The sequence below is a fragment of the Bradyrhizobium sp. USDA 327 genome (assembly GCF_041262065.1).
Classification (GTDB): domain Bacteria; phylum Pseudomonadota; class Alphaproteobacteria; order Rhizobiales; family Xanthobacteraceae; genus Bradyrhizobium; species Bradyrhizobium liaoningense.
Window position 1 is genome coordinate 6,852,353 of record NZ_JBGCCW010000001.1, and the last position, 25,118, is coordinate 6,877,470.

General features: G+C 65.7%; 28 protein-coding genes and 1 pseudogene. 21 read left to right on the forward strand and 8 right to left on the reverse strand.

The window, feature by feature from the left end:
* Positions 1-60: 60 nt before the first annotated feature.
* The 5 genes from ccmA to ABIA42_RS32390 all read left to right on the forward strand — a co-directional run bounded on the left by ccmA (position 61) and on the right by ABIA42_RS32390 (position 3,258).
* The gene (gene ccmA, locus ABIA42_RS32370; protein ID WP_370117531.1) at positions 61-663 is read left to right on the forward strand and encodes a heme ABC exporter ATP-binding protein CcmA; all 603 of its coding nucleotides are present in this window, start codon (positions 61-63) and stop codon (positions 661-663) included.
* A gap of 274 nt (positions 664-937) precedes the next feature.
* The gene (gene ccmB, locus ABIA42_RS32375; protein WP_028133288.1) at positions 938-1,606 is read left to right on the forward strand and encodes a heme exporter protein CcmB; all 669 of its coding nucleotides are present in this window, start codon (positions 938-940) and stop codon (positions 1,604-1,606) included.
* Positions 1,607-1,697: 91 nt separating this feature from the next.
* Entirely contained in the window at positions 1,698-2,483 is a 786-nt protein-coding gene (locus tag ABIA42_RS32380; RefSeq protein ID WP_370117527.1) for a heme ABC transporter permease, read from the forward strand.
* Positions 2,480-2,665, forward strand: a complete 186-nt coding sequence (ccmD, locus tag ABIA42_RS32385; RefSeq protein WP_370117524.1) for a heme exporter protein CcmD — start codon at positions 2,480-2,482, stop codon at positions 2,663-2,665. Before ABIA42_RS32380 ends, ccmD begins: the two co-directional genes overlap by 4 nt.
* Positions 2,662-3,258: a DsbE family thiol:disulfide interchange protein gene (locus tag ABIA42_RS32390; protein ID WP_271527855.1), complete on the forward strand. Its 597-nt coding sequence runs from the start codon at positions 2,662-2,664 to the stop codon at positions 3,256-3,258. Before ccmD ends, ABIA42_RS32390 begins: the two co-directional genes overlap by 4 nt.
* Positions 3,259-3,413: 155 nt before the next feature.
* Here ABIA42_RS32390 and ABIA42_RS32395 read toward each other — a convergent pair whose 3' ends face one another.
* Both ABIA42_RS32395 and ftsY read right to left on the reverse strand, forming a co-directional pair.
* A complete protein-coding gene (locus tag ABIA42_RS32395) occupies positions 3,414-4,016 on the reverse strand; it encodes a septation protein A (RefSeq protein ID WP_319330747.1) in 603 nt (200 codons plus the stop codon).
* Between the two features lie 3 nt (positions 4,017-4,019).
* Complete coding sequence (ftsY, locus tag ABIA42_RS32400) at positions 4,020-4,964, reverse strand: signal recognition particle-docking protein FtsY (protein ID WP_370117520.1); 945 nt, start codon at positions 4,962-4,964, stop codon at positions 4,020-4,022.
* Positions 4,965-5,165: 201 nt separating this feature from the next.
* On the opposite strand from ftsY, the gene ABIA42_RS32405 reads away from it, so the two are divergent.
* Together ABIA42_RS32405 and ABIA42_RS32410 are read left to right on the forward strand one after the other, a co-directional pair.
* A complete protein-coding gene (locus tag ABIA42_RS32405; protein ID WP_370123816.1) occupies positions 5,166-5,867 on the forward strand; it encodes an RluA family pseudouridine synthase in 702 nt (233 codons plus the stop codon).
* A gap of 204 nt (positions 5,868-6,071) precedes the next feature.
* Complete coding sequence (locus ABIA42_RS32410; RefSeq protein WP_370117517.1) at positions 6,072-7,181, forward strand: DUF2336 domain-containing protein; 1,110 nt, start codon at positions 6,072-6,074, stop codon at positions 7,179-7,181.
* A 215-nt stretch (positions 7,182-7,396) separates the two neighbouring features.
* On the opposite strand, the gene mtaB is transcribed toward ABIA42_RS32410, so the two are convergent.
* Together mtaB and dapF are read right to left on the reverse strand one after the other, a co-directional pair.
* Entirely contained in the window at positions 7,397-8,650 is a 1,254-nt protein-coding gene (gene mtaB / locus ABIA42_RS32415; protein WP_370117515.1) for a tRNA (N(6)-L-threonylcarbamoyladenosine(37)-C(2))-methylthiotransferase MtaB, read from the reverse strand.
* Positions 8,650-9,525 (reverse strand): diaminopimelate epimerase, encoded by an 876-nt coding sequence (gene dapF / locus ABIA42_RS32420; protein ID WP_370117512.1) that lies wholly within the window; start codon positions 9,523-9,525, stop codon positions 8,650-8,652. The genes mtaB and dapF overlap by 1 nt, the downstream gene beginning before the upstream one ends.
* 236 nt (positions 9,526-9,761) lie before the next feature.
* Here dapF and ABIA42_RS32425 point away from each other — a divergent pair, with 236 nt between their 5' ends.
* Positions 9,762-10,490: a GyrI-like domain-containing protein gene (locus ABIA42_RS32425; protein WP_370117509.1), complete on the forward strand. Its 729-nt coding sequence runs from the start codon at positions 9,762-9,764 to the stop codon at positions 10,488-10,490.
* A 5-nt stretch (positions 10,491-10,495) separates the two neighbouring features.
* Complete coding sequence (locus ABIA42_RS32430; protein WP_271527862.1) at positions 10,496-11,200, forward strand: SIMPL domain-containing protein; 705 nt, start codon at positions 10,496-10,498, stop codon at positions 11,198-11,200.
* Positions 11,201-11,397: 197 nt separating this feature from the next.
* On the opposite strand, the gene ABIA42_RS32435 is transcribed toward ABIA42_RS32430, so the two are convergent.
* On the reverse strand, positions 11,398-12,378 hold the full coding sequence (locus tag ABIA42_RS32435) for an MBL fold metallo-hydrolase (RefSeq protein WP_370117505.1): 981 nt from the start codon (positions 12,376-12,378) through the stop codon (positions 11,398-11,400).
* A 384-nt stretch (positions 12,379-12,762) separates the two neighbouring features.
* On the opposite strand from ABIA42_RS32435, the gene ffh reads away from it, so the two are divergent.
* From ffh to ABIA42_RS32470, 7 genes and pseudogenes are all read left to right on the forward strand, one after another.
* Positions 12,763-14,310: a signal recognition particle protein gene (ffh, locus tag ABIA42_RS32440; protein WP_271527864.1), complete on the forward strand. Its 1,548-nt coding sequence runs from the start codon at positions 12,763-12,765 to the stop codon at positions 14,308-14,310.
* Positions 14,311-14,395: 85 nt separating this feature from the next.
* Entirely contained in the window at positions 14,396-14,728 is a 333-nt protein-coding gene (gene rpsP / locus ABIA42_RS32445; protein ID WP_028181059.1) for a 30S ribosomal protein S16, read from the forward strand.
* A 9-nt stretch (positions 14,729-14,737) separates the two neighbouring features.
* Positions 14,738-15,298, forward strand: coding sequence for a ribosome maturation factor RimM (gene rimM, locus ABIA42_RS32450; protein WP_370117500.1), 561 nt, complete (start codon positions 14,738-14,740; stop codon positions 15,296-15,298).
* Positions 15,299-15,332: 34 nt separating this feature from the next.
* Positions 15,333-16,088 (forward strand): tRNA (guanosine(37)-N1)-methyltransferase TrmD, encoded by a 756-nt coding sequence (gene trmD / locus ABIA42_RS32455; protein ID WP_370117497.1) that lies wholly within the window; start codon positions 15,333-15,335, stop codon positions 16,086-16,088.
* Positions 16,089-16,198: 110 nt separating this feature from the next.
* Positions 16,199-16,579 carry a 50S ribosomal protein L19 gene (gene rplS / locus ABIA42_RS32460; RefSeq protein WP_011083318.1) on the forward strand — a complete coding sequence of 127 codons (381 nt, stop codon included), beginning with the start codon at positions 16,199-16,201 and terminating at the stop codon, positions 16,577-16,579.
* Between the two features lie 470 nt (positions 16,580-17,049).
* Positions 17,050-18,457, forward strand: a pseudogene (leuC, locus tag ABIA42_RS32465) (3-isopropylmalate dehydratase large subunit).
* A gap of 91 nt (positions 18,458-18,548) precedes the next feature.
* Complete coding sequence (locus ABIA42_RS32470) at positions 18,549-18,758, forward strand: hypothetical protein (RefSeq protein WP_370117491.1); 210 nt, start codon at positions 18,549-18,551, stop codon at positions 18,756-18,758.
* Positions 18,759-18,881: 123 nt separating this feature from the next.
* Here the strand turns inward: ABIA42_RS32470 and ABIA42_RS32475 are convergent, their stop codons facing one another.
* On the reverse strand, positions 18,882-19,442 hold the full coding sequence (locus ABIA42_RS32475; RefSeq protein WP_370117488.1) for a hypothetical protein: 561 nt from the start codon (positions 19,440-19,442) through the stop codon (positions 18,882-18,884).
* Positions 19,443-19,619: 177 nt separating this feature from the next.
* Here ABIA42_RS32475 and ABIA42_RS32480 point away from each other — a divergent pair, with 177 nt between their 5' ends.
* On the forward strand, positions 19,620-19,916 hold the full coding sequence (locus tag ABIA42_RS32480) for a DUF1330 domain-containing protein (RefSeq protein WP_271527870.1): 297 nt from the start codon (positions 19,620-19,622) through the stop codon (positions 19,914-19,916).
* A gap of 317 nt (positions 19,917-20,233) precedes the next feature.
* Here the strand turns inward: ABIA42_RS32480 and ABIA42_RS32485 are convergent, their stop codons facing one another.
* On the reverse strand, positions 20,234-20,515 hold the full coding sequence (locus tag ABIA42_RS32485) for a hypothetical protein (protein WP_271527902.1): 282 nt from the start codon (positions 20,513-20,515) through the stop codon (positions 20,234-20,236).
* 251 nt (positions 20,516-20,766) lie between these two features.
* On the opposite strand from ABIA42_RS32485, the gene ABIA42_RS32490 reads away from it, so the two are divergent.
* From ABIA42_RS32490 to ABIA42_RS32505, 4 genes are all read left to right on the forward strand, one after another.
* Complete coding sequence (locus tag ABIA42_RS32490; protein WP_271527872.1) at positions 20,767-21,165, forward strand: metallopeptidase family protein; 399 nt, start codon at positions 20,767-20,769, stop codon at positions 21,163-21,165.
* 245 nt (positions 21,166-21,410) lie between these two features.
* Entirely contained in the window at positions 21,411-22,016 is a 606-nt protein-coding gene (gene leuD, locus ABIA42_RS32495) for a 3-isopropylmalate dehydratase small subunit (RefSeq protein ID WP_028181050.1), read from the forward strand.
* Positions 22,017-22,099: 83 nt separating this feature from the next.
* Positions 22,100-22,885, forward strand: coding sequence for a hypothetical protein (locus ABIA42_RS32500; protein ID WP_271527873.1), 786 nt, complete (start codon positions 22,100-22,102; stop codon positions 22,883-22,885).
* A gap of 242 nt (positions 22,886-23,127) precedes the next feature.
* Positions 23,128-23,547: a DUF6455 family protein gene (locus ABIA42_RS32505; RefSeq protein WP_271527874.1), complete on the forward strand. Its 420-nt coding sequence runs from the start codon at positions 23,128-23,130 to the stop codon at positions 23,545-23,547.
* 18 nt (positions 23,548-23,565) lie between these two features.
* Here ABIA42_RS32505 and ABIA42_RS32510 read toward each other — a convergent pair whose 3' ends face one another.
* Entirely contained in the window at positions 23,566-25,047 is a 1,482-nt protein-coding gene (locus ABIA42_RS32510) for a tetratricopeptide repeat protein (protein ID WP_370117481.1), read from the reverse strand.
* Positions 25,048-25,118: the final 71 nt, after the last annotated feature.

Below are 25,118 nucleotides of genomic sequence, written 5' to 3' on the forward strand. Positions count from 1 at the left end.
CCCATGCGCTACCCCAAGATTTCCTGAGGCCTGGCTTTGAGTGGGTTGAAACGAGGCGAGATGCGGCTTTCAGGTCACGGGCTCAGATGCGTACGAGGCGGACGCGAGGTGTTCGCCGGCCTCGAATTCGCGGCCGGCTCGGGCGAAGCCGTGGCGGTGACGGGTCGCAACGGATCGGGCAAGACCTCGCTGCTGCGGCTGATCGCGGGCCTGCTCGTTCCGGCCGGCGGCACGATCGCGCTGGACGGGGGCGACGCCGAGCTGACGGTGCCGGAGCAGTGCCACTATCTCGGCCATCGCGACGCCCTGAAGCCGGCCCTCAGCGTGGCGGAAAATCTGGTCTTTTGGGCCGATTTTCTCGGCGGCGAGCGTTGCGACGCGACCGAGAGCCTCGCCAAGGTCGGTCTCGACCACGCGACCCATCTGCCGGCCGCCTTCCTCTCCGCCGGCCAGCGCCGCCGGCTCTCGCTGGCGCGGCTGCTGGCCGTGCGGCGCCCGGTCTGGCTCCTGGACGAGCCGACCACGGCGCTGGACGTGGCCGGCCAGGACATGTTCGGCGGCCTGATGCATGAGCACCTGTCGCGCGGGGGCCTGATCGTCGCCGCCACCCACGCGCCGCTGGGGATCGATTCGCGGGAGCTGCGGATCGGAGGTGCGGCGTGAAATTCATCGACCCTCAGTTTTCCAAGTGGCCGGCCGGCGCTCTCTCCGTTCCCTCCCCCCTTGTGGGGGAGGGTCAGGGAGGGGGGTGCCACACGGCAGGACCTCTCGCTTCATGTGTTGGGGAAGCAGGCGCTCTGTTGCTGGCCGCCCGCCCCCGACAACCATCCCTCCCGGGGCTACCCCCCTCCCCTACCCTCCCCCACAAGGGGGGAGGGAGCGCAGGGTGCTCGCGGCCAGGCTCCGACGCAGCCGTATCACTCGGCGAGGTCACCCCATGACCGCCCTTGCCGCTCTCATTCGCCGGGACATCCGGATCGCGCTGCGCGTTGGCGGCGGGGCGCTGATTGGCGTGCTGTTCTTCCTGACCGTGGTGGTGCTGATGCCGTTCGCGGTCGGGCCGGATCTGGCGCTGCTGTCGCGGCTCGGGCCGGCGATCCTGTGGCTCGGCGCACTGCTGGCGAGCCTGCTCACCCTGGACCGGCTGTTCATGGCCGACCATGAGGACGGCTCGCTCGACCTGATCACGATGAGCCGGACGCCGCTGGAACTCGCCTGCGCCGCCAAGGCGCTGGCGCATTGGCTGGCCGCCGGCCTGCCGCTGATCGTCGCAACCCCCGTGCTCGGCCTGTTGCTCAACCTCGACATGGTCGCAACCGGTGCGGTGGCGCTGACGCTGCTGGCGGGCACGCCGGCCCTGACCTTCACCGGCATGATCGGCGCGGCACTGGCAGTGACGCTGCACCGCGGCGGTCTGCTGATGGCCGTTCTCGTGCTGCCGCTGTCGATTCCCGTGCTGATCTTCGGCGTTGCGGCCTCGCAGGCCGTGATCGTCGGTCCCATGACGTTCGGGGCGCCGTTCTCGATCCTCTGCGCGCTGTCCCTGGTCAGCCTCGTCATCGGCCCGTTCGCGGCGGCGGCGAGCCTGCGCCATGGTCTCGATTGAGATGAGCTCGACTGACCTTGACTCCGATCAATTTTCGCTGCGGCCTTTCGTGCTGATTGCCTGAGCGGCCCCCGGTGATTATCAGGATACCATGACGCTGATCGACCTCGCCAATCCGACACGGTTCCTCGCGCTCACGGCGCGGGTGTTGCCGTGGCTCGCGGCCGCGACCGTCATCCTGCTCGCGATCGGCCTCTACCAGTCTGCCTACGCGCCCGACGACTACCAGCAGGGCGCGACCGTGAAGATCATGTTCATCCACGTGCCCAATGCCTGGCTGTCGATGTTCGTCTGGGGCGTGATGAGCATCGCCTCGCTGGGCACGCTGGTGTGGCGGCATCCGCTTGCCGACGTCGCCGCCAAAGCTGCCGCTCCCATCGGCGCCGCCTTCACCTTCCTCGCGCTGCTCACGGGCTCGCTGTGGGGCCGGCCGATGTGGGGCACCTACTGGGAATGGGATGCGCGGCTGACCTCGGTGCTGATTCTGTTCCTGATGTATCTCGGCCTGATGGCGCTGTGGCGCGCGGTGGACGATCCGTCGCGCGCGGCGCGCGCCGCGGCGGTGCTGACCCTGGTCGGCGCCATCAACCTGCCCATCATCAAGTTCTCGGTCGACTGGTGGAACACGCTGCACCAGCCGGCCTCGGTGATGCGCATGGGCGGCTCTGCCCTCGACAAGTCGTTCCTGATTCCGCTGCTGGTGATGGCGATCGCGTTCACGCTGCTGTTTGTCACGCTGCACCTGGCTGCGATGCGCAACGAGATCCTGCGCCGCCGCGTCCGCTCGCTGCAGATGATGCAGGCGAGCCGCATCGCGTTTTCGAGCGAAAACGGTTCGCGTGGAGAAAACGCTTCAAACGAAGTCGGGGCCGCTTGATCATGTCGCTCGGTCCCTACGCCTCTTTCATCGTGACGTCCTATGCCGCGGCGGCCGTCGTGGTCGCGATCCTGATCGGCTGGGTCATGCTTGATTATCGCAGCCAGACGCAGCGCCTGCGCGAACTGGAGGAGCGCGGCATCACCCGTCGTTCAGGCCGCAGCGCGACGGAGCTGCGATGAGCGATCAGTCGACCTCCGCCCCGCCGCAGCGCCGCACCTTCCTGATGGTGCTGCCGCTGATCGCCTTCATCGGACTTGCGCTGCTGTTCTGGTTCCGGCTCGGCAGCGGCGATCCCTCGCGGATTCCCTCCGCGCTGATCGGTCGGCCGGCGCCGCAGACGGCGCTGCCGCCGCTGGAGGGATTGCAGGACGATGGCGCCCAGGTGCCGGGGCTCGATCCCGCCGCGTTCAAGGGCAAGGTCAGCCTGGTCAACGTCTGGGCGTCCTGGTGCGTGCCGTGCCATGACGAGGCGCCGCTCCTGACCGAGCTCGCCAAGGACAAGCGCTTCCAGCTGATCGGCATCAATTACAAGGACGCCTCCGACAACGCGCGCCGCTTCCTCGGCCGCTACGGCAACCCGTTCGGCCGCGTCGGCGTGGACGCGAACGGCCGCGCCTCGATCGAATGGGGCGTCTATGGCGTGCCGGAGACCTTCGTCGTCGGGCGCGAGGGCACCATCGTCTACAAGCTGGTGGGGCCGATCACGCCGGACAATCTGCGGACGGTGCTGATGCCGCAGATGGAGAAGGCGCTGAAGGCGGCGGGGAGCTGATCGCCGCGCTCGTGCGACACACTCAACTGTCATCGCCCGACTTGATCGGGCGATCCAGTATTCCAGAGACGTCAGACGTATACGGAGAAGCCGCGGCGTACTGGATTCCCCGCTTTCGCGGGGAATGACAGCGGTATGTGGGTCGACGTTTCGCCCTACCCCTTGCTCACATCCCCCGCCTCCGCCTCGCTGGTCTCCAGCGATACCGGCTCGAGGTGGTAGCGCTTGGTCAGCGGCATCTGGGCGATGGCGAAGATCATCGTGATGGGCGTCACGCCGAACACCTTGAAGTTCACCCAGAAGTCGGTGCTCTGGGTGCGCCAGACGATCTCGTTCAGCACGGCCATGCCGGCGAAGAACAACGCCCAGCGCAGCGTGAGGATGCGCCAGCCCTGCGGGGTCAGGTTGAACATCTGGTCGAACATCACGGCGATGAAGGAGCGGCCGAACAGCAGGCCGCCGCCGAGGATCGCGGCGAACAGGCCGTAGATGATGGTCGGCTTGACCTTGATGAAGGTCTCGTCGTGCAGCACCAGGGTCAGCGTGCCGAACACCAATACGACCACGCCCGTCACGATCGCCATGATCGGGATGTGGCGCGTCACCACATAGGAGGCGACCATCGCCACCACGATCGCCACCATGAAGGCACCGGTTGCGGCGAACAGATTGAACTTCGCATTCACGAAGAAGAACACGAGCAGCGGACCAAGCTCGGTCGCGAGCTTGAACAGCGGATGCGGCTGGGTCTTGTCCATTCTTCAGCTCTCGATTCCGGCGATGGCGCGGGCGAAGTCACGCGCGGTGAACGGCGCGAGATCGTCGACGCCTTCGCCGACGCCGATGAAATGCACCGGCAGCTTGAATTTCTCCGCAAGCGCCACCAGGATGCCGCCGCGCGCGGTGCCGTCGAGCTTGGTCATCACGAGGCCGGTGACCCCCGCGGTGCGATGGAAGGCCTCGACCTGCGACAGCGCGTTCTGGCCGACGGTGGCATCCAGCACCAGCAGCACCGCGTGCGGCGCGCTGGCATCCACCTTGCGGATGACGCGCACGACCTTTTCGAGCTCGTTCATCAGCTCGGCCTTGTTCTGCAGGCGGCCGGCGGTGTCGATCAGAAGCACGTCGATGCTCTGGTCCTTCGCCGCCGTCAGCGCATTGAAGGCGAGGCTGGCCGAATCCGAGCCCTGTGCGCCCGCGATAACGGGCGTCCTGGTGCGTTCACCCCAGACCTTGAGCTGCTCGATGGCCGCCGCGCGAAACGTGTCGCCGGCGGCCAGCATCACCTTGCGGCCTTCGGAGGCGAATTTTTGCGAGAGCTTTCCGATCGTCGTTGTCTTGCCGGAGCCGTTGACGCCGACCACGAGAATGACGAACGGTTTCTTGCCCGCATCGATCTCGAGCGGCTTGGCCACCGGTGCCAGCACCTTCTCGACCTCGGTCGCGACGACGTCCTTGACCTCGTCCGCCGAGATCGCCTTGTCGTAGCGCCCCGTGCCGACGGCGTCGGCGATCCGCACCGCGACCGAAGTGCCGAGGTCGGCGCGCAAGAGCACGTCCTCGATGTCGTCGAGCATGGCGCGGTCGAGCTTGCGCTTGGTGACGAGGTCGGCGACCGCTGTTCCGAGCGAGGACGACGTGCGCTTCAGCCCGTTGGACAGGCGGCGCCACCAGCTCAGCTTGGGGGTCTCGGAGGTATCGTTCATGGGTGCTCGTGCCGCCGATTTGAAGTTCCTACTCTCTTGCCGCAAGTTCGGTTAGGAACTTCAAATCGAAGAGCGGCACGGGAGAAATTTGCAGCTTTTGGATTTGGCATTCGCTTGGCGGTTGCGGCGACCACTGAGCGAATGCCAAATCCGCCGCACTGGTGTGTTAGCCGTTCCGGCTCCTAAACGAAAGTCTTGCAATTGCTCGATGTTCCCGAATTGACCGCCGAGGAGATTTTGTCGCGCGTGCTCCATCGCGACGGCTTGATGCTGGTCATCAACAAGCCGGCCGGCCTTCCCGTGCATCGCGGTCCCAAGGGCGGCGCCAATCTGGAGGATTCCTTCGACGCGCTGCGCTTCGGCCTGCCGCGGCCGCCGGTGCTGGCTCACCGGCTCGACAAGGACACTTCCGGCTGCCTCGTGCTCGGCCGCCATCGCAAGGCGACCGCATCGCTCGGCCTCCTCTTCAAGCACGGCAAGATCGGCAAAACCTACTGGGCCGTGGTCGAGGGCGGGCCCACCGAAGACGAAGGCACGATCGATATGCCGCTCGGCCGGCTCAACGCCGAGCGCGGCTGGTGGCAGAAGCCGGACCCGGAGGGGCAGAAGGCCATCACCAATTGGAAGGTGATGGGCCGGGGCGAGGGTCTGACCTGGCTTGCCATGGAACCCGTCACCGGCCGGACCCATCAATTGCGGGTGCATTCAGCCGCGACCGGCTGGCCGATCTTCGGCGATAACATTTACGGCAACGGCCCGCGCTTCGGCGAGCCGCGCCTGCACCTGCATTCCCGCGAGATCGTGGTGCCGATCTCCCGGAACAAGGAGCCGGTCCGCGTCGTGGCGCCGGCCCCGCCGCACATGCACGAGAAGCTCAGGGCTTGCGGGTGGAACGGGGAATAGGCGCCAGCCGGCTTTTGGTTACACAAATCGCGCCACGAGCTCTCTCACCTCTCCCGCTTGCGGGAGAGGGAACGCATCCGTTCCGTGGCAGCGATCGCCCTATTCTCGCCGGTGCATGGTTTACCAAACCTTCAGCGCTCCTCTCTAATGATAACGGTTGCTTAGAAAAAGCTTCCGTTAACCGCTCGGGACGAGCAGCACGTGATGTCCAAGGCCCAGCAATCGATCATCGACGAGGTCGAATCCGCGATTCGGGCAGGCTCGCCGGAAAAGGGGCTCGAGACCGCCCGCCGCGTCACCGACCTGTTCCTGTCTTCCGCCGGCAGCTTTGACGACGAGCAGATCGCACTGTTCGACGACGTGCTCGAGCGCCTGATCGGCACCATCGAGCTGCGCGCCATCGCCGACATGGGCGCACGCATCGCGCTCGCCGAGATCAGCGCCCAGCTCGCGCCGGTCGCGCAGGCACCGCCGTCCGTGATCCGCCGCCTCGCCAACAATGACGAGATCCGCATCGCCGGTCCCGTGCTGCAGGAATCCGCGCGCCTCGACGACGGCGAACTGGTGAAGATCGCCTCCAGCAAGGGCGAGCCGCATCTGCTCGCGATGGCCGGGCGCTGGTGGCTGAAGGAGATCGTCACCGACGCGCTGCTGGCGCGCCGCTATCCCAGCGTCAGCCGGCGGCTCGCCGCCAATCCCGGCGCGCGCGTCTCCGGAGACGGATTTGCCATCATCGTCGGACAGGCCGAGAGCGATCCGGAGCTCGCCGTCAGCGTCGGCGTTCGCATCGATTTGCCATCGGATCTGCGCCTCCAATTGCTGCGCTCGGCGACGGATGCCGTGCGCGCCCGCCTGTTGTCGCGCGCGCCGCCGCATCTGTTCGAGGAAATCCAGAGCGCGATCGCAGCCGTCACCATCGGCGTCGAGCGCGAGATGTCCGGTGTCCGCGATTTCGAAGGCGCCAAGCGCGCCATCGCAGGCCTCAAGGCGACCGGCCAGCTTGATGAGGCGGCGTTGTCCGGCTTCGCCAGACAGCGGCGCTATGAGGAGACCGTGGCGAGCCTTGCGGCGTTGTCCGGGTCGACGGTCGACGTGATTCGCCCGCTGATGCAGAGCTTGCGCGAGGACGGTCTGCTGGTGCCGTGCAAGGCGGCGCAGCTCAGCTGGGAGACGACGGCCGCCGTGCTCGAAAGCCGCTTCGCGACGGGCGCGATGAAGCCGGCCGATCTCGCCAGGGCGCAGGATCATTTTGCGAGAATGACGACGGAGGACGCGCGGCGCACGCTGCGGTTCTGGCAGGTGCGGGCGTCGTAGGAGCGCGCGTTCTAGTCAAGGCGTATCCACACCCTCGGTGTCGTCCCTGCGCACGCAGGGACCCATAGCCACAGGGAGAAGTTTGGCGACGGCTGTCAGCTGCCTGCTTCGCTGGGACGAGCACCGTTTGCAACCGATAAATCACGCGGTATGGGTCCCTGCGTGCGCAGGGACGACGTTGAGGATAGAGCGCGGCGCAACTTACCGCAGCCCGACTATGTGGTCAGCCGCTCGCCATCGCTGCCGGCAATCGTCAGCGGCACCACGCTGCCGACACGCTCGTCTGCAATCGCCACCGGCAGATAGTGCTCCGTGCGGCCCTGCCCCGCGCTCTCGATCAGCACGTCGCGTGTCGCGCCGACCTCGGCATGCAGCCGCTTGCGCAGCGCGGCTTCACCGGCCGCACGCAACCGCTTCGCACGCTGCTTGATGACCGCCCCCGCAACCTGCGGCATCCGCGCGGCCGGCGTGCCGGGCCGCGGCGAATAGGGAAAGACGTGGAGGAAGGTGAGACCGCATTCCTCGACGAGGTCGAGCGAATGCGAGAACATCTCCTCCGTCTCGGTCGGAAAGCCCGCAATGATGTCGGCGCCGAAGGCGATGTCCGGGCGCAGACGGCGGACCTGGTCGCAGAACGCGATCGCATCCTGCCGCGAATGCCGCCGCTTCATGCGCTTCAGGATCATGTCGTCGCCTGACTGCAGCGACAGATGCAGATGCGGCATCAGCCGCGCATCGTCGGCGATGGCATCGAGCAGATCGTCGTCGGCCTCGATCGAATCGATCGAGGAGATGCGCAGGCGCTTCAGCTCCGGCACGTGCCGCAAGATCTGCCTGGTCAGCATGCCGAGCTTCGGCGCGCCCGGCAGATCGGTGCCGTAGCTGGTGAGGTCGACGCCAGTCAGCACGATCTCGGCATGACCCCGCTCGACCAGTGTCCGCACCTGCTCCACCACGGCACCCATCGGCACCGAGCGCGAATTGCCGCGGCCGAACGGGATGATGCAGAAGGTGCAGCGATGGTCGCAGCCGTTCTGCACCTGCACGAACACACGCGGCAGGCCGCTCGCATAGCCATCGACGAGATGTGGCGCCATCTCCCTGATAGCCATGATGTCGCTGACGGCGATCTTCTCGCTGGCGCCGACGTCGAACGCCGCCTGCGTCTCGCGCCACGCATCGCCGTGCAGCTTGTCGTCATTGCCGACGACACGATCGACCTCGGCCATGTCGGCGAACATCGCAGCTTGCGTCTGCGCGGCACAGCCGGTGACGACGATGCGCGCACCGGGCCGCTCGCGCTTCAATTTGCGGATCGACTGGCGCGCCTGCGCCACCGCCTCGTTGGTGACGGCGCAGCTGTTGATGACGATGGTGTCTGAAAGGCCTGCGTCTTCCGCCTTGCTGCGGATCACCTCGGCCTCGAACGCATTGAGGCGGCAGCCGAAGGTGACGACCTCGACGCCCATCACGTGGCCGGCGCGAACAGCGCCGGATCGAAGGTGCCCTCATATTCGAAGGTCGCGGTGCCCGTCATCAGCACGTGGTCGTCGCGCTCGCGCCATTCGATGCCGAGCTTGCCGCCGGGCAGCGTGATCTCGACCTTGCGCTCCGCGCGCTTCAGCCGCGCCGCCGCGACCGCCGTCGCACAGGCCGCCGATCCGCAGGCCTTGGTCAGGCCCGCACCGCGTTCCCAGGTGCGGATCGTGATGTGCTGGGGATCGACGACATGGGCGAGCGTAATGTTGGCGCGCTCGGGGAAGATCGGATGGTTTTCCAGCAGCGGACCGAAGCGGCCGAGATCATAGGCGTTGACGTCCTCGACCCAGAACACCGCATGCGGATTGCCCATGCTCACCACGGAGGGCGAATGCAGGATCGGATTGTCGATTGGTCCGATCTGCAATTCGATGTAGCGGGTGTCGCGAAACTCTTCCGCCAGCGGAATGTCCTGCCAGCCGAACTTCGGTACGCCCATGTCCACGGTGTAGAGATCGGCCGCTGGACCCTGCCAGGCATTGAGCAGGCCGGCGGCCGTCTCGAAGGTCGCGGTGGTCTGCCCGGTCTTCTCGAAGATGCGGCGCACGACGCAGCGCATGCCGTTGCCGCAGGCCCCGGCCTCGGAGCCGTCATGATTGTAGATGCGGATGAAGGCTTCGGTGCCGTCCAGCCGCGGCTTCTGCAGCACCATGAGCTGGTCATAGGCGATGCCGCCTTGCGCAGACGCCACCGCCCGCGCATCGTCCGGCGTCACCTTGGCCGCGGAATCGCGCATGTCGACAACGACGATCTCGTTGCCGATGCCGTTCATCTTGGCAAATGCGTGGTTGGCCAGCGCGCTCATGAAAATTCCCGAATTTCGCCTGCCTTATATGGCGATCCTTGCCGGCTTGGCCAGCGATTTGCGGCCGCGAGCCAGGACATCGGCCATGACGCATCTGTCATGGGACGAATTCGGCGCTCGCGTGTTAGAACGGCGCGGTTCGCGCGAACCGGGACGCGCGGCCAGGTTGAGGCCTTGGTGGGTAAGGCCTTGATGAATTTGGGCCTTGGTGAATCCAGGGCCTTGGGGAGAATAGAATGACCAGTTTTCGTCGTCTCGCTCTGGCCGCGCTGATCCCGGCGGCCATGTCGATTGGCCTGTCCGGGGCTCCGGCACAGACACCCAGCCCGGCACCACCCGCGTCGGCAAGCCCCTCGCCTGCACCGTCGGCGGCACCCGCCCCAGCCGCAAGCGCTTCGCCAGCCCCGGCGGCAAGCCCGTCGCCGGCGGCCAGCGCCTCACCGTCGCCCGCCCCGACGGCCCCACCCCCAGCGGCCGCCGCGACGCCCGCCCCGGTGCAGACCGCCGATCCCTTCGGCCTCGAGACCACGCTCGAAGCCAGGAAGGTCGTGATGGTCAAGGGCACTGCCAATTGGGACTCGGCCTTCGACACGCTGATCGACGCCTTCAAGGCACTGAACACGCTGCTGGACAAGCAGGGCATCAAGCAAGCCGGCAATCCGATGATCGTCTACACCTCGACCGACGACACCGGCTTCACCTTCCTTGCCGAGATCCCGGTCGACCAGGATCCGAAGAACTTGTCCAAGGACATGAGCATCGGCAAATCGCCGGAGGGCAGGGCCCTGAAATTCGTCCATCGCGGCTCCTACGACAACATGGACAACACCTATGAGGCGATCACCAATCACCTCGACGACAAGAAGCTGGAAGCCAAGGACACCTTCATCGAGGAGTACCTCACCGATCCCCTGAAGACGGCCGAGGACAAGCTCGTGATCAACGTTTTCGTGCCGCTGAAGTGAGACCCATGAAAAAACCTGCCCTGCTCGCCGCCATATTCGCCACCGCACTGCTGACGGCGCCCGCACGCGCCGACGATTTTCCGTCCGCCATTTCGGTGAGCGGCGAAGCCACGATTTCCGCGGCCCCAGATCTCGCGCAGATCGATGCCGGCGTCGCCAACGACGCCAAGACGGCGAAGGAAGCTTCCGACGCCAACAATGCCGCGATGGGCAAGGTGCTGCTGGCGCTGAAGGGCGCGGGGATCGCCGAGAAGGACTACCAGACATCGCGCCTGTCGCTGCAGCCGCAATACGGCCAGAACAAATCCACCGGCGCCTCGCCCGTGGTCGGCTTCCGCGCGAGCAACCGCGTCACCGTGAAGATTCGCGACGTGACCAAGGTCGCCGGCGTCATCGACACACTGGTCAGCGCCGGCGCCAACGACATCGGCAACATCTCCTTCGAGGTAACCCAGGCATCGAAGCTGCTCGACGATGCGCGCGAGCAGGCGATCGCCGATGCGCGACGCAAGGCGGAGGTCTATGCCAAGGCCACCGGCGTGACGCTGGGCGCGCCGCTCAGCGTCACCGAGGGCGGCGGCCCGGTGCCGCTTTTCAAGGGCCGCATGGCAGCGCCAATGGCCGCAGCACCGCAGGCCGCGGTGGCGCCGGGCGAGGAAACGCTGTCGGTGACGGTGAATGTGAGCTGGGCGATCAAGCCGGGGCAGTGAGCCGCAAGAGGGCACACTGCCGCTTCAACAACAGTGTCGTCCTCGCGAAAGCGGGGACCCATAACCACGAGGAGTGGTTATGACGCGACACAGGTAACTCCGAGCCTTCGCCAAACATCTGCCCGTGGCTATGGGTCCCGGGCTCACGACTTCGTCGCGCCCCGGGACGACGAGCTGTATGCGTGGAGGCAGCGAGCCTAAATCTCCACCACCTGCCCAGGCTTCATCGCCACGAATCTTTCCTGCGGAATCTTCGCGGCATCGAGCGCTTCCACCAAGGCTTTCGCCGGCGCGTCGATCGCTTCATCCGTCAGTTGGAACGTGCCGTGATGGTGTCCAAGCGCTTGCTCGGCGCCGCAGTCGAGCAGCGCCTTCACCGCATCTTCCGGGTTCATGTGCTGGTCGCGCATGAACCAGCGCGGCTCGTAGGCGCCGATCGGGAGGATCGCGAGGCGCAGTGCCCCGTGCCTATCGGCGACGCGGCGGAAGTGCCTGCCGTCACCATAACCGGAATCGCAGACGACGTAGATCCTGCCGGCCGGCGTCTCCAGCACGAAGCTCGCCCACAGCGCCTTGTTGCGATCGAACAGGCTGCGCGCGGTCCAGTGCCGGGTCGGCACCAGATGCACGGCGATGCCGCTGCCGAGTTCGACGCGATCGTGCCAGTCGAAGGCCTCGACCTTGATGGTGGGATCGGCGCCGCGCATCGTGACGTCATTGCCGAGCGGGGTGACGACGCGCGGGGCGAAATTCTTGGTGAGCCGCGACAGCGTCGCGATATCCAGATGATCGTAGTGCCCGTGCGAGACCAGCACGACATCGATCTTCGGCAGCTTCTCGAAGGCGATGCCGGGATCGTTGTGCCGCTTCGGCCCGGCCCAAGCGACGGGCGCGACCCGCATCGACCAGACCGGATCGACCAGGATGTTGAGGCCGCCGGCCTGGATCAGCCAGCTGGCGTGGCCGACGAAGGAGAGCCGCGCCTTGCCGCCCTCGACGCGCTCCGGCGGGATGTCGGCATGCGGGCTCGGCGCCCACACGGGCCATTTCGCGCGCTGCCGTCCGCCGCCAAATTGCCAGCGCAGCACCTCGCGAAGCGATTTCGGCGGCGCCCCGTCCGGATCGAAGAAGTGCAGGCCGTTGAAATGGTCGGAGACGGGGCCGTCATGGGTTTTCATGTGAGATCCAGGGCGAGGACGCCGACCAGAGCACCGGTGCCCGCGAGCAGCCCCAAAAGTCGGGTAACCGGCGGGCTCGTAAGGATAGTCGGGCGGTAAGACATCACCGGCTATATGGGCCGGGCTGGCAGAAAAGGAACCCGTGGCCAAAAAGGTCACATTTTCAGTACCTTGCCTTATAAAGGGCGCCCCGGCACCCTAACTTTCCTTGACTTTTGGGCGGGAGCGGCGTTTAACCCCGCCACTTTCTCGGAAAGGCTTTCTTTTCGACCCGCCGACTGGCCCTGGAGGCCAGAGGTCAACGCCCGACAGCGCTGTGCGCCCTCGGGCGCAAAGGTGTTTGGAAGATCGCTTTTTCGGCGAGCAGGACAAGGGACAACGGCATTGTTCGACAATCTGTCGGAACGGCTTGGCGGCATTCTCGATCGTCTGACGGGGCGCGGCGCGCTGACCGAAAAAGACGTCGACGCCGCGATGCGCGAGGTGCGCCGCGCGCTGCTGGAAGCCGACGTCGCGCTCGAGGTGGTGCGCAGCTTCACCGAGCGCGTCCGCGAGCAGGCAATCGGCGCCACCGTGGTCAAGTCGGTCACACCCGGCCAGATGGTGGTCAAGATCGTCCATGACGAGCTGATCAACACGCTCGGCGCCGAAGGTCAGACCATCGACGTCAATTCCGTGCCGCCGGTGCCGATCATGATGGTCGGTCTGCAAGGCTCCGGTAAGACCACCACCACCGCAAAGCTCGCCCGCCGCCTGGTCCAGCGCGACAAGCGCAAGGTGCTGATGGCCTCGCTCGACGTCTATCGCCCGGCGGCGATGGAGCAGCTCGCCGTGCTCGGCCGCGATCTCGACATTCCGACCCTGCCGATCGTCGCAGGCCAGCAGCCGCAGCAGATCGCGAAGCGCGCGCTGGAAGCCGGCAAGCTCGGCGGCTACGACGTCGTGCTGCTCGACACCGCCGGCCGCACCACGCTCGACGAAGAGATGATGGCCGAGGCGGCCGCGATCAAAGCCGCGGCGAACCCGCATGAAGTGCTGCTGGTGGCGGACTCGCTCACCGGTCAGGACGCCGTGAACCTCGCCCGTGCCTTCGACCAACGCGTCGGCCTCACCGGCATCGTGCTGACCCGCGTCGACGGCGACGGCCGCGGCGGCGCCGCGCTGTCGATGCGCGCGGTCACCGGCAAGCCGATCAAGCTGCTCGGCACCGGTGAAAAGACCGACGCGCTGGAGGATTTCCACCCTGATCGTATCGCCGGCCGCATCCTCGGCATGGGCGACGTGGTGTCGCTGGTCGAACGCGCCGCCGCCAACATCGACGCCGAAAAGGCCGCGCGCACGGCCGAGCGCATGCGCAAGGGCCAGTTCGACCTCAACGACATGCGCGAGCAGCTGCTGCAGATGACGAACATGGGCGGCATCAGCGGGCTGATGGGCATGATGCCCGGCATCTCCAAGATGAAGAACCAGATCGCGGCGGCCGGCATCGACGACAAGATCCTGAAGCGCCAGGTCGCGATCATCGATTCCATGACGCGCGACGAGCGCCGTCATCCGGACCTCTTGAAAGCGAGCCGCAAGAAGCGCATCGCCGCAGGCAGCGGCCAGAGCGTCGAGCAGGTGAATAAGCTCCTGAAGATGCACCGGAACATGGCCGACGTGATGAAGGCCATGGGCTCGGGCAAGCGCGGCCCACTCGCCGGCATCGCGCAGGCCATGGGCTTTGGCGGCGGCATGAAGCCTCCCTCTCCGGAAGAGATGAAGGCGCTGCAGGAGAAGATGCAGGGCGGCGGCGGGCAGGGCCTGCCGAACCTGCCGAAGGATTTGCCGGCTGGGCTTCGCCAAGGTCTGCCCAACCTTCCTGGACTGACCGGGCTGAGCGGCAAGCCCACGCTGCCGGGTCTCGGCGGTTTTCCGGGCAAGAAGAAATGAGGAATTCGTCGCGGGGGACCGCACCGGTCCCGCGCAACGCGGAATACCAATCAACCGAACAAACTGTACTTTGAAGGAGAACTGAATGTCCGTCGTTATCCGCCTCGCCCGCGCAGGTACCAAGAAGCGTCCCGTCTATCACGTCGTCGTTGCCGACTCGCGCTTTCCGCGCGACGGCCGCTTCATCGAGCGTCTCGGCTATTTCAATCCGCTGCTGCCGAAGGACAACGAGGCGCGCCTCAAGCTCGACCTGGAGAAGGTGAAGGCCTGGGTCGCCAAGGGTGCGCAGCCGTCGGACCGCGTGGCGCGTTTCCTCGACGCTGCCGGCGTCAAGAAGCGCGAAGCGCGCAACAACCCCGAAAAGGCCGTGCCGCGCAAGGAGCGCAAGGCGCAGGCCGAAGCCGCCGCGAAGGGCTAAGGCCAGATCATGTCGGCGCTGGTCTGCGTCGCGCGGATCGGCGCCGCGCATGGTGTGCGCGGTGCGGTCAAATTGTGGACCTTCACCGAAGATCCCTTCGCCATCAGGCACTACGGCCCGCTGCTGTCCAAGGACGGCAAGCGCCAGTTCGAGGTCGCAACGGCACGCGAGGCGAAAGATCATCTGGTCGCGACGTTCAAGGGCGTCACGACCCGTGATGAAGCCGAGCGCCTCAACGGCATCGAGCTCTACGTTCCGCGCGACAAGCTGCCCGCGACCGACGCGGACGAATATTACCACACCGATCTGATCGGGCTCGCTGCCGTCACCACGGACGGCGAGCCGCTCGGCCGCGTCGTCGCGATCCAGAATTTCGGCGCCGGCGACATCATCGAGATCGCCCCGCCCAAGGGCCCGACGCTGCTGCTGCCATTCTCCAACGCGGTGGTGCCGGAAGTCGATCTCGCCGGCGGGCGCGTGGTGATCGCGCTGCCGCAGGAAATCGAGGGCGAGGAGCGCGACGACGAGGCTCTCTCGCCAGGCCGTCCCCGCGAAAGTGGGGACCCATAACCACAGGCTGTGGTTTTTGGCTAAGCTGACTGCAATGACCAACCCCTCACCCTGGCGCGCGACGGTGCTGACGCTGTTTCCGGAGATGTTTCCGGGACCGCTGGGCGTGAGCCTGGCCGGCCGAGCGCTGGCAGGCGGGCTCTGGCAGCTCGAGGCGCGGGACATCCGCGCCTCAGCCACCGACCGCCACCGCAGCGTCGATGACACCCCGGCCGGCGGCGGCCCGGGCATGGTGCTGCGCGCGGATGTTCTGGCCGCCGCCATCGATGCAGCGGAGATCGGCCCGGAGCGGCCGCGCCTCTTGATGAGCCCGCGCGGCCGGCCATTGACCCAGGCCCGGGTCACGGAGTTGGCCAGGGGCCCCGGCCCCCTGATCGTCTGCGGGCGATTCGAGGGAGTGGACCAGCGGGTGATCGACGGACGGGGCCTCGAGGAGGTCTCGATCGGCGACTACGTCCTGTCCGGGGGTGAGATCGCGGCCCTGGCCCTGATCGACGCCTGTGTGCGGCTCCTGCCCGGGGTGATGGGCAAGGAGGCCTCGGGAACCGAAGAGAGCTTTTCGGACGGGCTGCTCGAATACCCCCAATACACCCGCCCGCAGCTGTTCGAGGGGGTCCCGATCCCGGAAATCCTGACCTCGGGCGACCATGCCAAGGTTGCAAGCTGGCGGCGGGCGCAATCGGAGGCCCTGACGGCGGCCCGGCGGCCGGATTTATGGGCGCAAGTGCCGACCCCCGCCCCGAATCGGGCCGGGCGCCAAAAAACGCCAAAAAGCAAGACAGACGGGTGACAAACGCTCCGGCTTGCCTTATAGGAGCGGCCACATCCGCAATGGCTGGATAGACGAATTTCGCGCAGCCCCCGTTTGAAAAGGCTGGGCGCGCCGATGGAGATTTACCCATGAACCTGATCAAGCAGCTCGAGCAAGAGCAATTCGACAAGCTGTCCGCCGGCAAGGACATTCCGGAATTCGGCCCCGGCGACACCGTGATCGTCAACGTGAAGGTCGTCGAAGGCGACCGCACCCGCGTGCAGGCCTATGAGGGCGTCTGCATCGGCCGTTCCGGCGGTGGCCTCAACGAGAGCTTCACCGTCCGCAAGATCTCCTATGGCGAGGGCGTCGAGCGCGTGTTCCCGGTGATGTCGCCGATGATCGACTCGATCAAGGTGGTGCGCCGCGGCAAGGTGCGTCGCGCCAAGCTCTATTACCTCCGCAATCTCCGCGGCAAGTCGGCCCGCATCGTCGAGAAGCAGGACCGCCAGGCCGCCGTCGGCGAGTAAGCTTCGCCCCACCAGGCAAGTTTTCAAAAGCGCGGGGCCCGGCTCCGCGCTTTTTTGTTGCCTCGGTGCGGCGCGCGCGGTGCCCGTTCCTCACCCTGAGGAGCGCGGAACGCGCGTCTCGAAGGGCGAGGCCACCGGCCGGGCCTTCATCCTTCGAGACGCGCTTTAGAAGCGCGCTCCTCAGGATGAGGGGCATGCATGGCGCGCGTTGGCCGGCATTTGAAACCACTCGCGCTTCCAATTCGGACTGCTATATATCTCTAGAATGTTTCCAGGTCTGACCAGACACTCGTCCGTCAAGCGCATCGTCATCGACGATCGCTCGCGGCTGCCTGGCCGGTTCTTCGGACGCTTCGCGACCTCGGCAACGTCAGAGCTTACGCGCGCAGCCTAAAAGCTGCGCTGACGATTTTGTTGCCCGCGCGCCATCCGCGCTCATCGCTGACACACATTCTTCGGAGCTCAAGCTCATGTCCAAGCCGACCACATTGTACGACAAGATCTGGAACGACCATCTGGTGCACGAAGCCGAGGACGGCACCTGCCTGCTCTACATCGACCGCCACCTGGTGCACGAGGTGACCTCGCCGCAGGCGTTCGAAGGCCTGCGCGCAACGGGACGCAAGGTGCATGCGCCCGAGAAGACGCTCGCCGTCGTCGACCACAACGTTCCGACCACCGACCGCACCAAGCCGAATCCCGACCCTGAGAGCATCGAGCAGATCAAGGCGCTGGCCGAGAACGCCAAGGAATTCGGCGTCGAATATTACAACGAGTTCGACAGGCGCCAGGGCATCGTCCACGTCATCGGCCCCGAGCAGGGATTTACGCTGCCCGGCACCACCATCGTCTGCGGTGACAGCCACACCTCGACGCATGGCGCGTTCGGCGCGCTCGCGCACGGCATCGGCACGAGCGAGGTCGAGCACGTGCTGGCGACGCAGACGCTGATCCAGAAGAAGGCGAAGAACATGCGCGTCACCGTCGACGGAAAATTGCCTGACGGCGTGACGGGCAAGGACATCATCCTCGCCATCATCGGCGAGATCGGCACCGCGGGCGGCACCGGCTACGTGCTGGAATATGCCGGCGAGGCGATCCGTGCGCTCTCGATGGAAGGCCGCATGACGGTCTGCAACATGTCGATCGAAGGCGGCGCGCGCGCCGGCCTGGTGGCGCCCGACCAGAAGGCCTACGACTTCCTCCGCGACCGGCCGAAGGCGCCGAAGGGCGCGGCCTGGGATGCGGCGATGCGCTATTGGGAGACACTGCGCTCCGACGAAGGCGCGCATTTCGACCACGAGCTGCGCCTCGATGCGGCAAAGCTGCCGCCGATCGTGACCTGGGGCACCTCGCCTGAAGACGTCATCTCCGTGACCGCGCATCGTGCCCGATCCCGACAAGATCGCGGACGAGGCCAAGCGCATCTCCAAGCATCGCGCGCTGAAATACATGGGCCTGACCGCGGGGACCAAGATCACCGACATCAAGCTTGATCGCGTCTTCATCGGCTCCTGCACCAACGGCCGCATCGAGGATCTGCGTGCGGCAGCGAAGATTGCTGAAGGCAAGACCGTTTCAGCGAACGTCAACGCCCTGGTCGTGCCGGGCTCCGGCATCGTGAAGGAGCAGGCGGAAGCCGAGGGTCTGGACAAGATCTTCATCAAGGCCGGCTTCGAATGGCGCGAGCCGGGCTGCTCGATGTGCCTTGCCATGAATCCGGACAAGCTGAAGCCGGAAGAGCGCTGCGCCTCGACCTCGAACCGCAACTTCGAGGGCCGCCAGGGCTTCAAGGGCCGCACGCATCTGGTCTCGCCGGCGATGGCGGCGGCTGCGGCGATCGCAGGGCACTTCGTCGATGTCAGGGACTGGCGGTAAGCCAGTTCCTGCAATTGTAGCGATCGCGGCAAACCGCCGTTAATCGCCGGCGCCGACAGTGTCCTCGCGAACGTTCGCGAGGACACGCCTCATGGCCAACAAGCCGGAATATGTCGATCTGATCAGTGACGCGACGCGCCAGCACCGCCGGCGCGCAACGCCGCTGCGCATCGTCGCCAAGCCCGAGGTCGAGGAGACGTCGAAGCTCAGCCGCTGGCCGCCGGCGATGTTCAGGCAGTGGAAGCTCGAGAACCTGATCCGCTGGAAGTCTGCATCCTGGAAGCTGAAGGATTGGCTCTAACCAGCCTCTCCGTCATGCCCGGGCTCGTCCCGGGCATCCACGAACTCTCTGCGCAAGCCCCAAGAACGTGGATGGCCGGGACAAGCCCGGCCATGACGAATGCAGAGCCAGCAATTCACCACGTCACCAATAGCGGTACGGATAGTGCCAGCGCGGCCAGTGGCAGACGCGGCGCGGGCCGTAATAGGTCCAGACGATCCGGCAGCGGCGCGGGTAGTGGTAGTAGGGATAGTATCCGCCCACATAATAGCGCCGGTGGAAGTGACGATAACCGTAGTGCGGGCGATGATGGCCCCAGTGACGGTGGTAGCCGCCATGCCGAAAGCCGCCATAGCGGTAGCCGCCGACATGGCCGTGACGAAATGCCGGCGCGGCACGGAAGCCGCCGATATGGCCGCCGCGGAAACCGCCGCCGTGGAAACCGCCGATATGTCGCCCGCCGCCATGGAAGCCGCCTCCGCGGAAACCTCCGCCGTGAAAGCCATGTCCACCATGCCCGCCGCCGTGGCGAACCTGCGTGACGAGATCGTCGGCCGCAGCCTTCGCTGCGGGTGACGTCGCCGGATTGATCAAGGTGAGAGCTTCAGCGCGACGCGCGGTGCCGGCCGACAGCATCAGCGTCGCGGCGGCCGCAAGCCCGAGCAAGCGCATCGGGCTCGTCCCGAGGCCGAACATTCTCAGCATGGAATCCTCCCTGAATCCGGACAGCAGGGCTGCGTCGCGACGTCTCGGCCGCACCATTGCTGTTCAATAACGGTCGCTCCCTCGGGTAAACTGAGGAGAGCGATGTGAACGCGCCATGAATGAACGACGCTGGGTCCCGCGATGCGACGCAGTGCCGCGACGGGAGGAATTTTGCAGATGACTGTCTACGCCATTGCACAATTGAAGATGACGGACCGCGCGGCCTATGACCGCTATCAGGCGCGATTCTTCGACGTGTTCAAGAAGTACAACGGACGGCTGCTCGCCGCCGACGAACATCCGCGCGTGCTCGAAGGCACATGGCCGCATGACAAGCTTGTCATGATGTCGTTTCCCGACGAGGCCGCGTTCCTCGCCTTCTCGAACTCGCCCGAGTACGAGGACATCTCGCGTGATCGCAAAGCCGGCGCGCAGGCGACCGTGCTGCTGGTCAGGGGATTTGCGCCCGGCTAGCGGATCACCAGAAGGGCCCGTAGCTGAACACGAAAGGTGCGGGCACGCCGTAAGGATAAGGACGGTAGTGGACGGGCCGCGCGTAATAGCGTGGATCACGGCGCGCCGCAGGCCGCACCATGTCACGGGTTCGCGCGTGTCGTCGCACATCGAAAACCGCGATCCCCGCCGAGGCCTCCGGTATGGTCACCCTTTGCGCAGCGGACGCGCGAGGCAGGCCGGCGGCAAGCGCGACGGCAACGGCCAATGCGATCCATCTCGGCATCACGGACCCCACGAGGCCACCGCGCTGTTCGCTGGCGCGGGCATTGAACCGGTCAGCCCCGGCGCCAGTAGCAGCTCACACGCGGCACGATCACGGTGCCGCTCGGCCGGTACTCCTGCACATAGGTGGCGTTGCACACGCGGACTGCGTCGGGACCCGGATTGTAGCGGGGATAGACACCGTCCGGGCTGTAATAGGGCGTGACGCGCAAGCGCGCCGGGGGCCGCTTGCGCGGCGGGGGAATGTCGTCAGGCGGAACCGCCTGGGCGAGGCGGATCCCGGGGCTGGCGGTCTGGGCTTCCGCGCCGACGCAAAACTGCGAAAACAACCCCATGCACAGTAGAGTCAGCGCTGTTTTCGCTCGCATTTTTCCGCCCACCTGAAACGTCCCATGACGGCCCCACGCTCCCCGTTTTGGCGGCGCCCGTCAACCTCGCCGCGCTTATAAAGCCAGATGCATCGCCGCGGAACCCGCGCCGGAGCCGTTCCGATGGAAATCGGAAAGGGCTCTGGATTCCATTTTGACGCGTCCTCTTCACGCGAAACCGGTATCCACTTCGCTCGAAAACGCACTAGAAGAAGCCCATGTGGACGGAATTGAAAGCGCCCTCGCTGGCCGAGATGGAAGCGATGGCTCACGAGGTATTCGAGCGCCTGCCGGCGTCGTTTCGCAAGCTCTGCGAGGGCGTGATCGTCCGCGTCGACGACTTCCCGACCGAGGAGGTCCTGGACGAGATGGGGTGCGAGAGCGAGTTCGACCTGCTCGGCCTGTTCCAGGGCGTCGGCCTGCCCCAGCAGAGTCTTGGCGACGTGGCGCGGCTGCCCAACATGGTCTGGCTCTACCGCCGGCCGATCCTGGACTACTGGGCCGAGCACGACGAAAGCCTCGGCCATATCGTCCGCCACGTCCTGATCCACGAGATCGGCCACCATTTCGGCCTCTCCGACGACGATATGGCGGCGATCGAGGCACGGGCGGAGTAGGAAGCGGCGGTGGCCCCCTCCCCCGCTTGCGGGGGAGGGTTGGGGAGAGGGTGTTTCCGCAACGGGACAATCCCCCAGAGGAGAGAACCCTCACCCCAGCCCTCTCCCGCAAGCGGGAGAGGGAGCGCACCTCCTCCGTGGCTTGATCCCGCCAAGCAGACTAGACCCGCCGAATTCGGCCTAGGATTCCCGCCCCGATCGCGATAAATACCCGTTCCTCTAGACCCATCCGGGAAAGCGCAACCATGGACAAGTTCACCTCGCTGGAAGGCGTCGCGGCGCCGCTGAAGATCATCAATGTCGACACCGACATGATCATTCCGAAGCAGTACCTCAAGACCATCAAGCGCACCGGCCTTGGCAAGGGGCTCTTCTCCGAGCAGCGCTACAAGGACGACGGCAGCGAGAACCCGGACTTCGTTCTCAACCAGCCCGCCTATCGCAACGCCAAGATTCTGGTCGCCGGCGACAATTTCGGCTGCGGCTCGAGCCGCGAGCACGCGCCCTGGGCGCTGCTCGATTTCGGAATCCGCTGCGTGATCTCGACCTCGTTCGGCGACATCTTCTACAACAACTGCTTCAAGAACGGCATTCTGCCGATCCGCGTCAGCCAGGAAGATCTCGACAAGCTGTTCGACGATGCCGAGCGCGGCGCCAACGCGACGCTGACGATCGACCTGCCGAACCAGGAGATCCGCGGCCCCGACGGCGGCAAGGTCAAGTTCGAGATCGACCCGTTCCGCAAGCACTGCCTGATCAACGGTCTCGACGACATCGGTCTCACCATGGAGAAGAAGGCCTCGATCGACAGCTACGAGGAGAAGCTCAAGCGCGAACGCGCCTGGGCCTGACTTCAGATTCTCGTTCGAGCCCCGGTGCGCCATCCGCGCCGGGGCTTTTTCTTTGCTCCGGTTATCCCGTATAGCTTTTCCTCATGCTCCCCGAGATCGTCACCTTCTGGCATGGCCCGATGGATGCGCTGCGCCAGACCTGTCTGCGCTCGCAGCTCGCTGCCGGCCACAAGATCACGGTCTACAGCTTTGATCCCATTCCCGGCCTTCCGGCTGGCGTCGAGAATGCCGAGGCCGAGGCGATCCTGCCGCACGCCTTCTCGGAACGGCTGCGGCCGCCGCAGCCGGACGGCAGCTGGCGCGACTGGACCACGCTGCAGTTCAGCGACTTCTTCCGCATGAAGCTGATGGCGAAGAATCTCGGCCTCTGGCTCGATGCCGACGTGCTGCTCCTGAAGCCCATCGAGATCGATCCGGCAAAGCCCTACTTCGCCTGGGAGCGGCGGCGCCAGCTCGGCAATTCCGTGATCTATCTTCCACCCGGGCACGGCATCGTGCGCGCGTTCGAGGAGCTGATGGAGCAGGAGGAGCTGACGCCGAACTGGCTGTCGCTGCGCCACCGCATCACATTCATCATGCGCCGCCTGCGCGGCGCCTCGAGCCGCCTCTCGGATATTCGCGTCGCGATCTACGGCCCTGCCGCGCTGACCGCGCTCGCGCGCCGCACCGGTGAATTGCAGAACGCACTCCCGAAGCAGTCGTTCTATGCCGTGCATGCCGAGCCGAAACTTTTCTTCGACCCCTCGAGCTATCTCGGCCTCGTCACCAGCCCCGAGATCATCGGCCTGCACATCTCACCCAAGGGCCGCGGCGGCGAAAAGCCGATTCCGGGCAGCCTGTATGCCTGGGCAGCGGAGCGGTTTGGCTAGTTGCCGTGGAGGACGTGCGCTCCCTCTCCCGCTTGCGGGAGAGGGGCGGGGAGAGGGTGTTTCCGCAATGGGACAATCCCCAGGAGGAGAAAGCCCTCACCCGACGCTTCGCGTCGACCTCTCCCGCAGGCGGGAGAGGTGCAGCGGAAGCCGTGGCTCCTTTCCAGTTTGATCCAGCGCAACGCGCCCCTGCACCATTGTGCTTAGTTCGCTCCAATTCCGACGTCCGAATGGAGCTTTCCATGAGCACCGCAAGCAAGCCCTATCCCATCGTTCAGGACCTCATCGAGTCCTTTGCGAACTGGCTGAAGCATCGCCGCGAGATGAACGAGATGCGGCAGCTCGATCGCGCCGATTTCGACCGGATCGCGAATGATCTCCGGATCGCGCCTGATGATCTCGAAGAGCTGGTCCGTCACGGCCGGCACGCCGCCGACGAACTCCCGAAGATGCTGGAGCAGCTCGGCATCAGCGCGGAGCGGCTCGGGCGGGCGCAGCCCCTGCTGCTGCGCGACATGGAGCGGACCTGCTCGCTCTGCGGTCACAAGGGACAGTGCGACCGCGATCTCGCCGACGGCACCGCCGCGGAGAACTATCACGGCTATTGCGCCAACGCCTCGACGCTGGAGTCGCTCGATCGCGCCGACCTCGCGCCGCGCTGAGTTGCACCTCGTCGGAAGTCACTTGCCAGCCACGAAATAGAAATCCTGCCGTCCGGAGATCGAGCCGTAGCTGAACGGCTTTTGCCTCCGGCCGGTCGCCTCCATGACGTCGTCGCGAACGAAATCGAACAGCCTGCGGACTTCGAGGCCCGGCGTCGGAAGATTCTTGACGAAGGCGGTCGCGAACGGACTGTTGATCCCGTCACCGTCGAGCGCGGTCTCGCCGTCCTTGGCGGCATAGACCACCAGCGTGCCCGCCTCCGGCTCGACCGGGGCGAGACCTCGCGACACCGAACGCGACGCCACCGTCATCGTGCGTTTCATCTGGGCGGCGAATGGATTGTCACGGCACGCATCGAGGATGACGAGACGCAGCTTCCTGGCGCGCTCCGCCGCATTGAGAACCTGATCGACCGGCACCGCTTCAAACCCGATTTCGCGGTCCGCGGCGATCCTCGCGTCCGTCGGAATGAGATAATTGACGCCGCCGACCTCCATGCCGTGTCCGGCATAGTATACGACGGCCCAATCCGCCGTCTCCGCACGTGCCGCGAACTCGCGCAAGGCATTCACCAACGCATCCTTGCGGAGATCGGTCAGCAGAGTCACGGCTTCGAACCCGGTGAGTCTCAGGACGTCAGCGACGAGGCTTGCGTCGCGGACGGGGTTCGGCAGGGCGGCGACGTTTTCATAGGCAGAATTGCCTATGACGAGGGCGATACGGCGATCACCGTTCGCAACTCCGGGCGCCATGACAGCCGGAGGGACGCCCGCTTTCTCGACCAAGATCGTTGCTGGCCGCGGCGGCGGCAGGGCGGAGAGCCGCTCACGCGCCTTGTCCAGAGCCCATCTTGTGGCGCTCCGGGTCAGTCCGAGCGTCGCGTTGAAGTCGGCTCTTGCCCTGGCGAAGTCTCCGCGCTTCTCGTAGGCCAGCCCGCGATTGACATAGGCGTTCGCATAGGTGGGATCCACGCGTATCGCGTCAGTGTAGTCCGCGATGGCACGATCGGTGTCACCCTTGTTGCCGTAGGCGTTGCCGCGGTTGAAATACGCGTTTGCATTCGTCGGCTGCAGGCGGATCGCTTCGGCATAATCGGCAATGGCCCGATCGATGTTGCCCTTGTTGCTGTAGGCATTGCCTCGGTTGTAGTACGCGTTCGCATAGGCGGGATCGATCCGGATCGTCGCCGTGTAATCCGCTATCGCACGGTCGGTGTCGCCTTTGTTGCTATAGGCGTTGCCCCGGTTGTAGTAGGCGTTCGCATGCGCCGGATCGAGCCGTATGGCCGCGCTGTAGTCGGCCACGGCGCGGTCATTGTCGCCGTTGATGCTGTAAGCGTTGCCCCGGTTGTAGTACGCATTCGCGTCCTTGGGATCTCGCCGTATGGCCTCGGAGGCGGCGGCAATGGCAGCGCTCGACTCGCCTCTGACGCGATCGTTGGCGGTTGCTGGGCTAGCGAAGACAAGAAGTGCAAAGCAATAGAATAATTTGCGAAGCATGAGGACGCCCACTCGCGATATTGGGACGGGAAGCAGTATTCAAACGACGCAAATCTATCGGAGCAACGAGC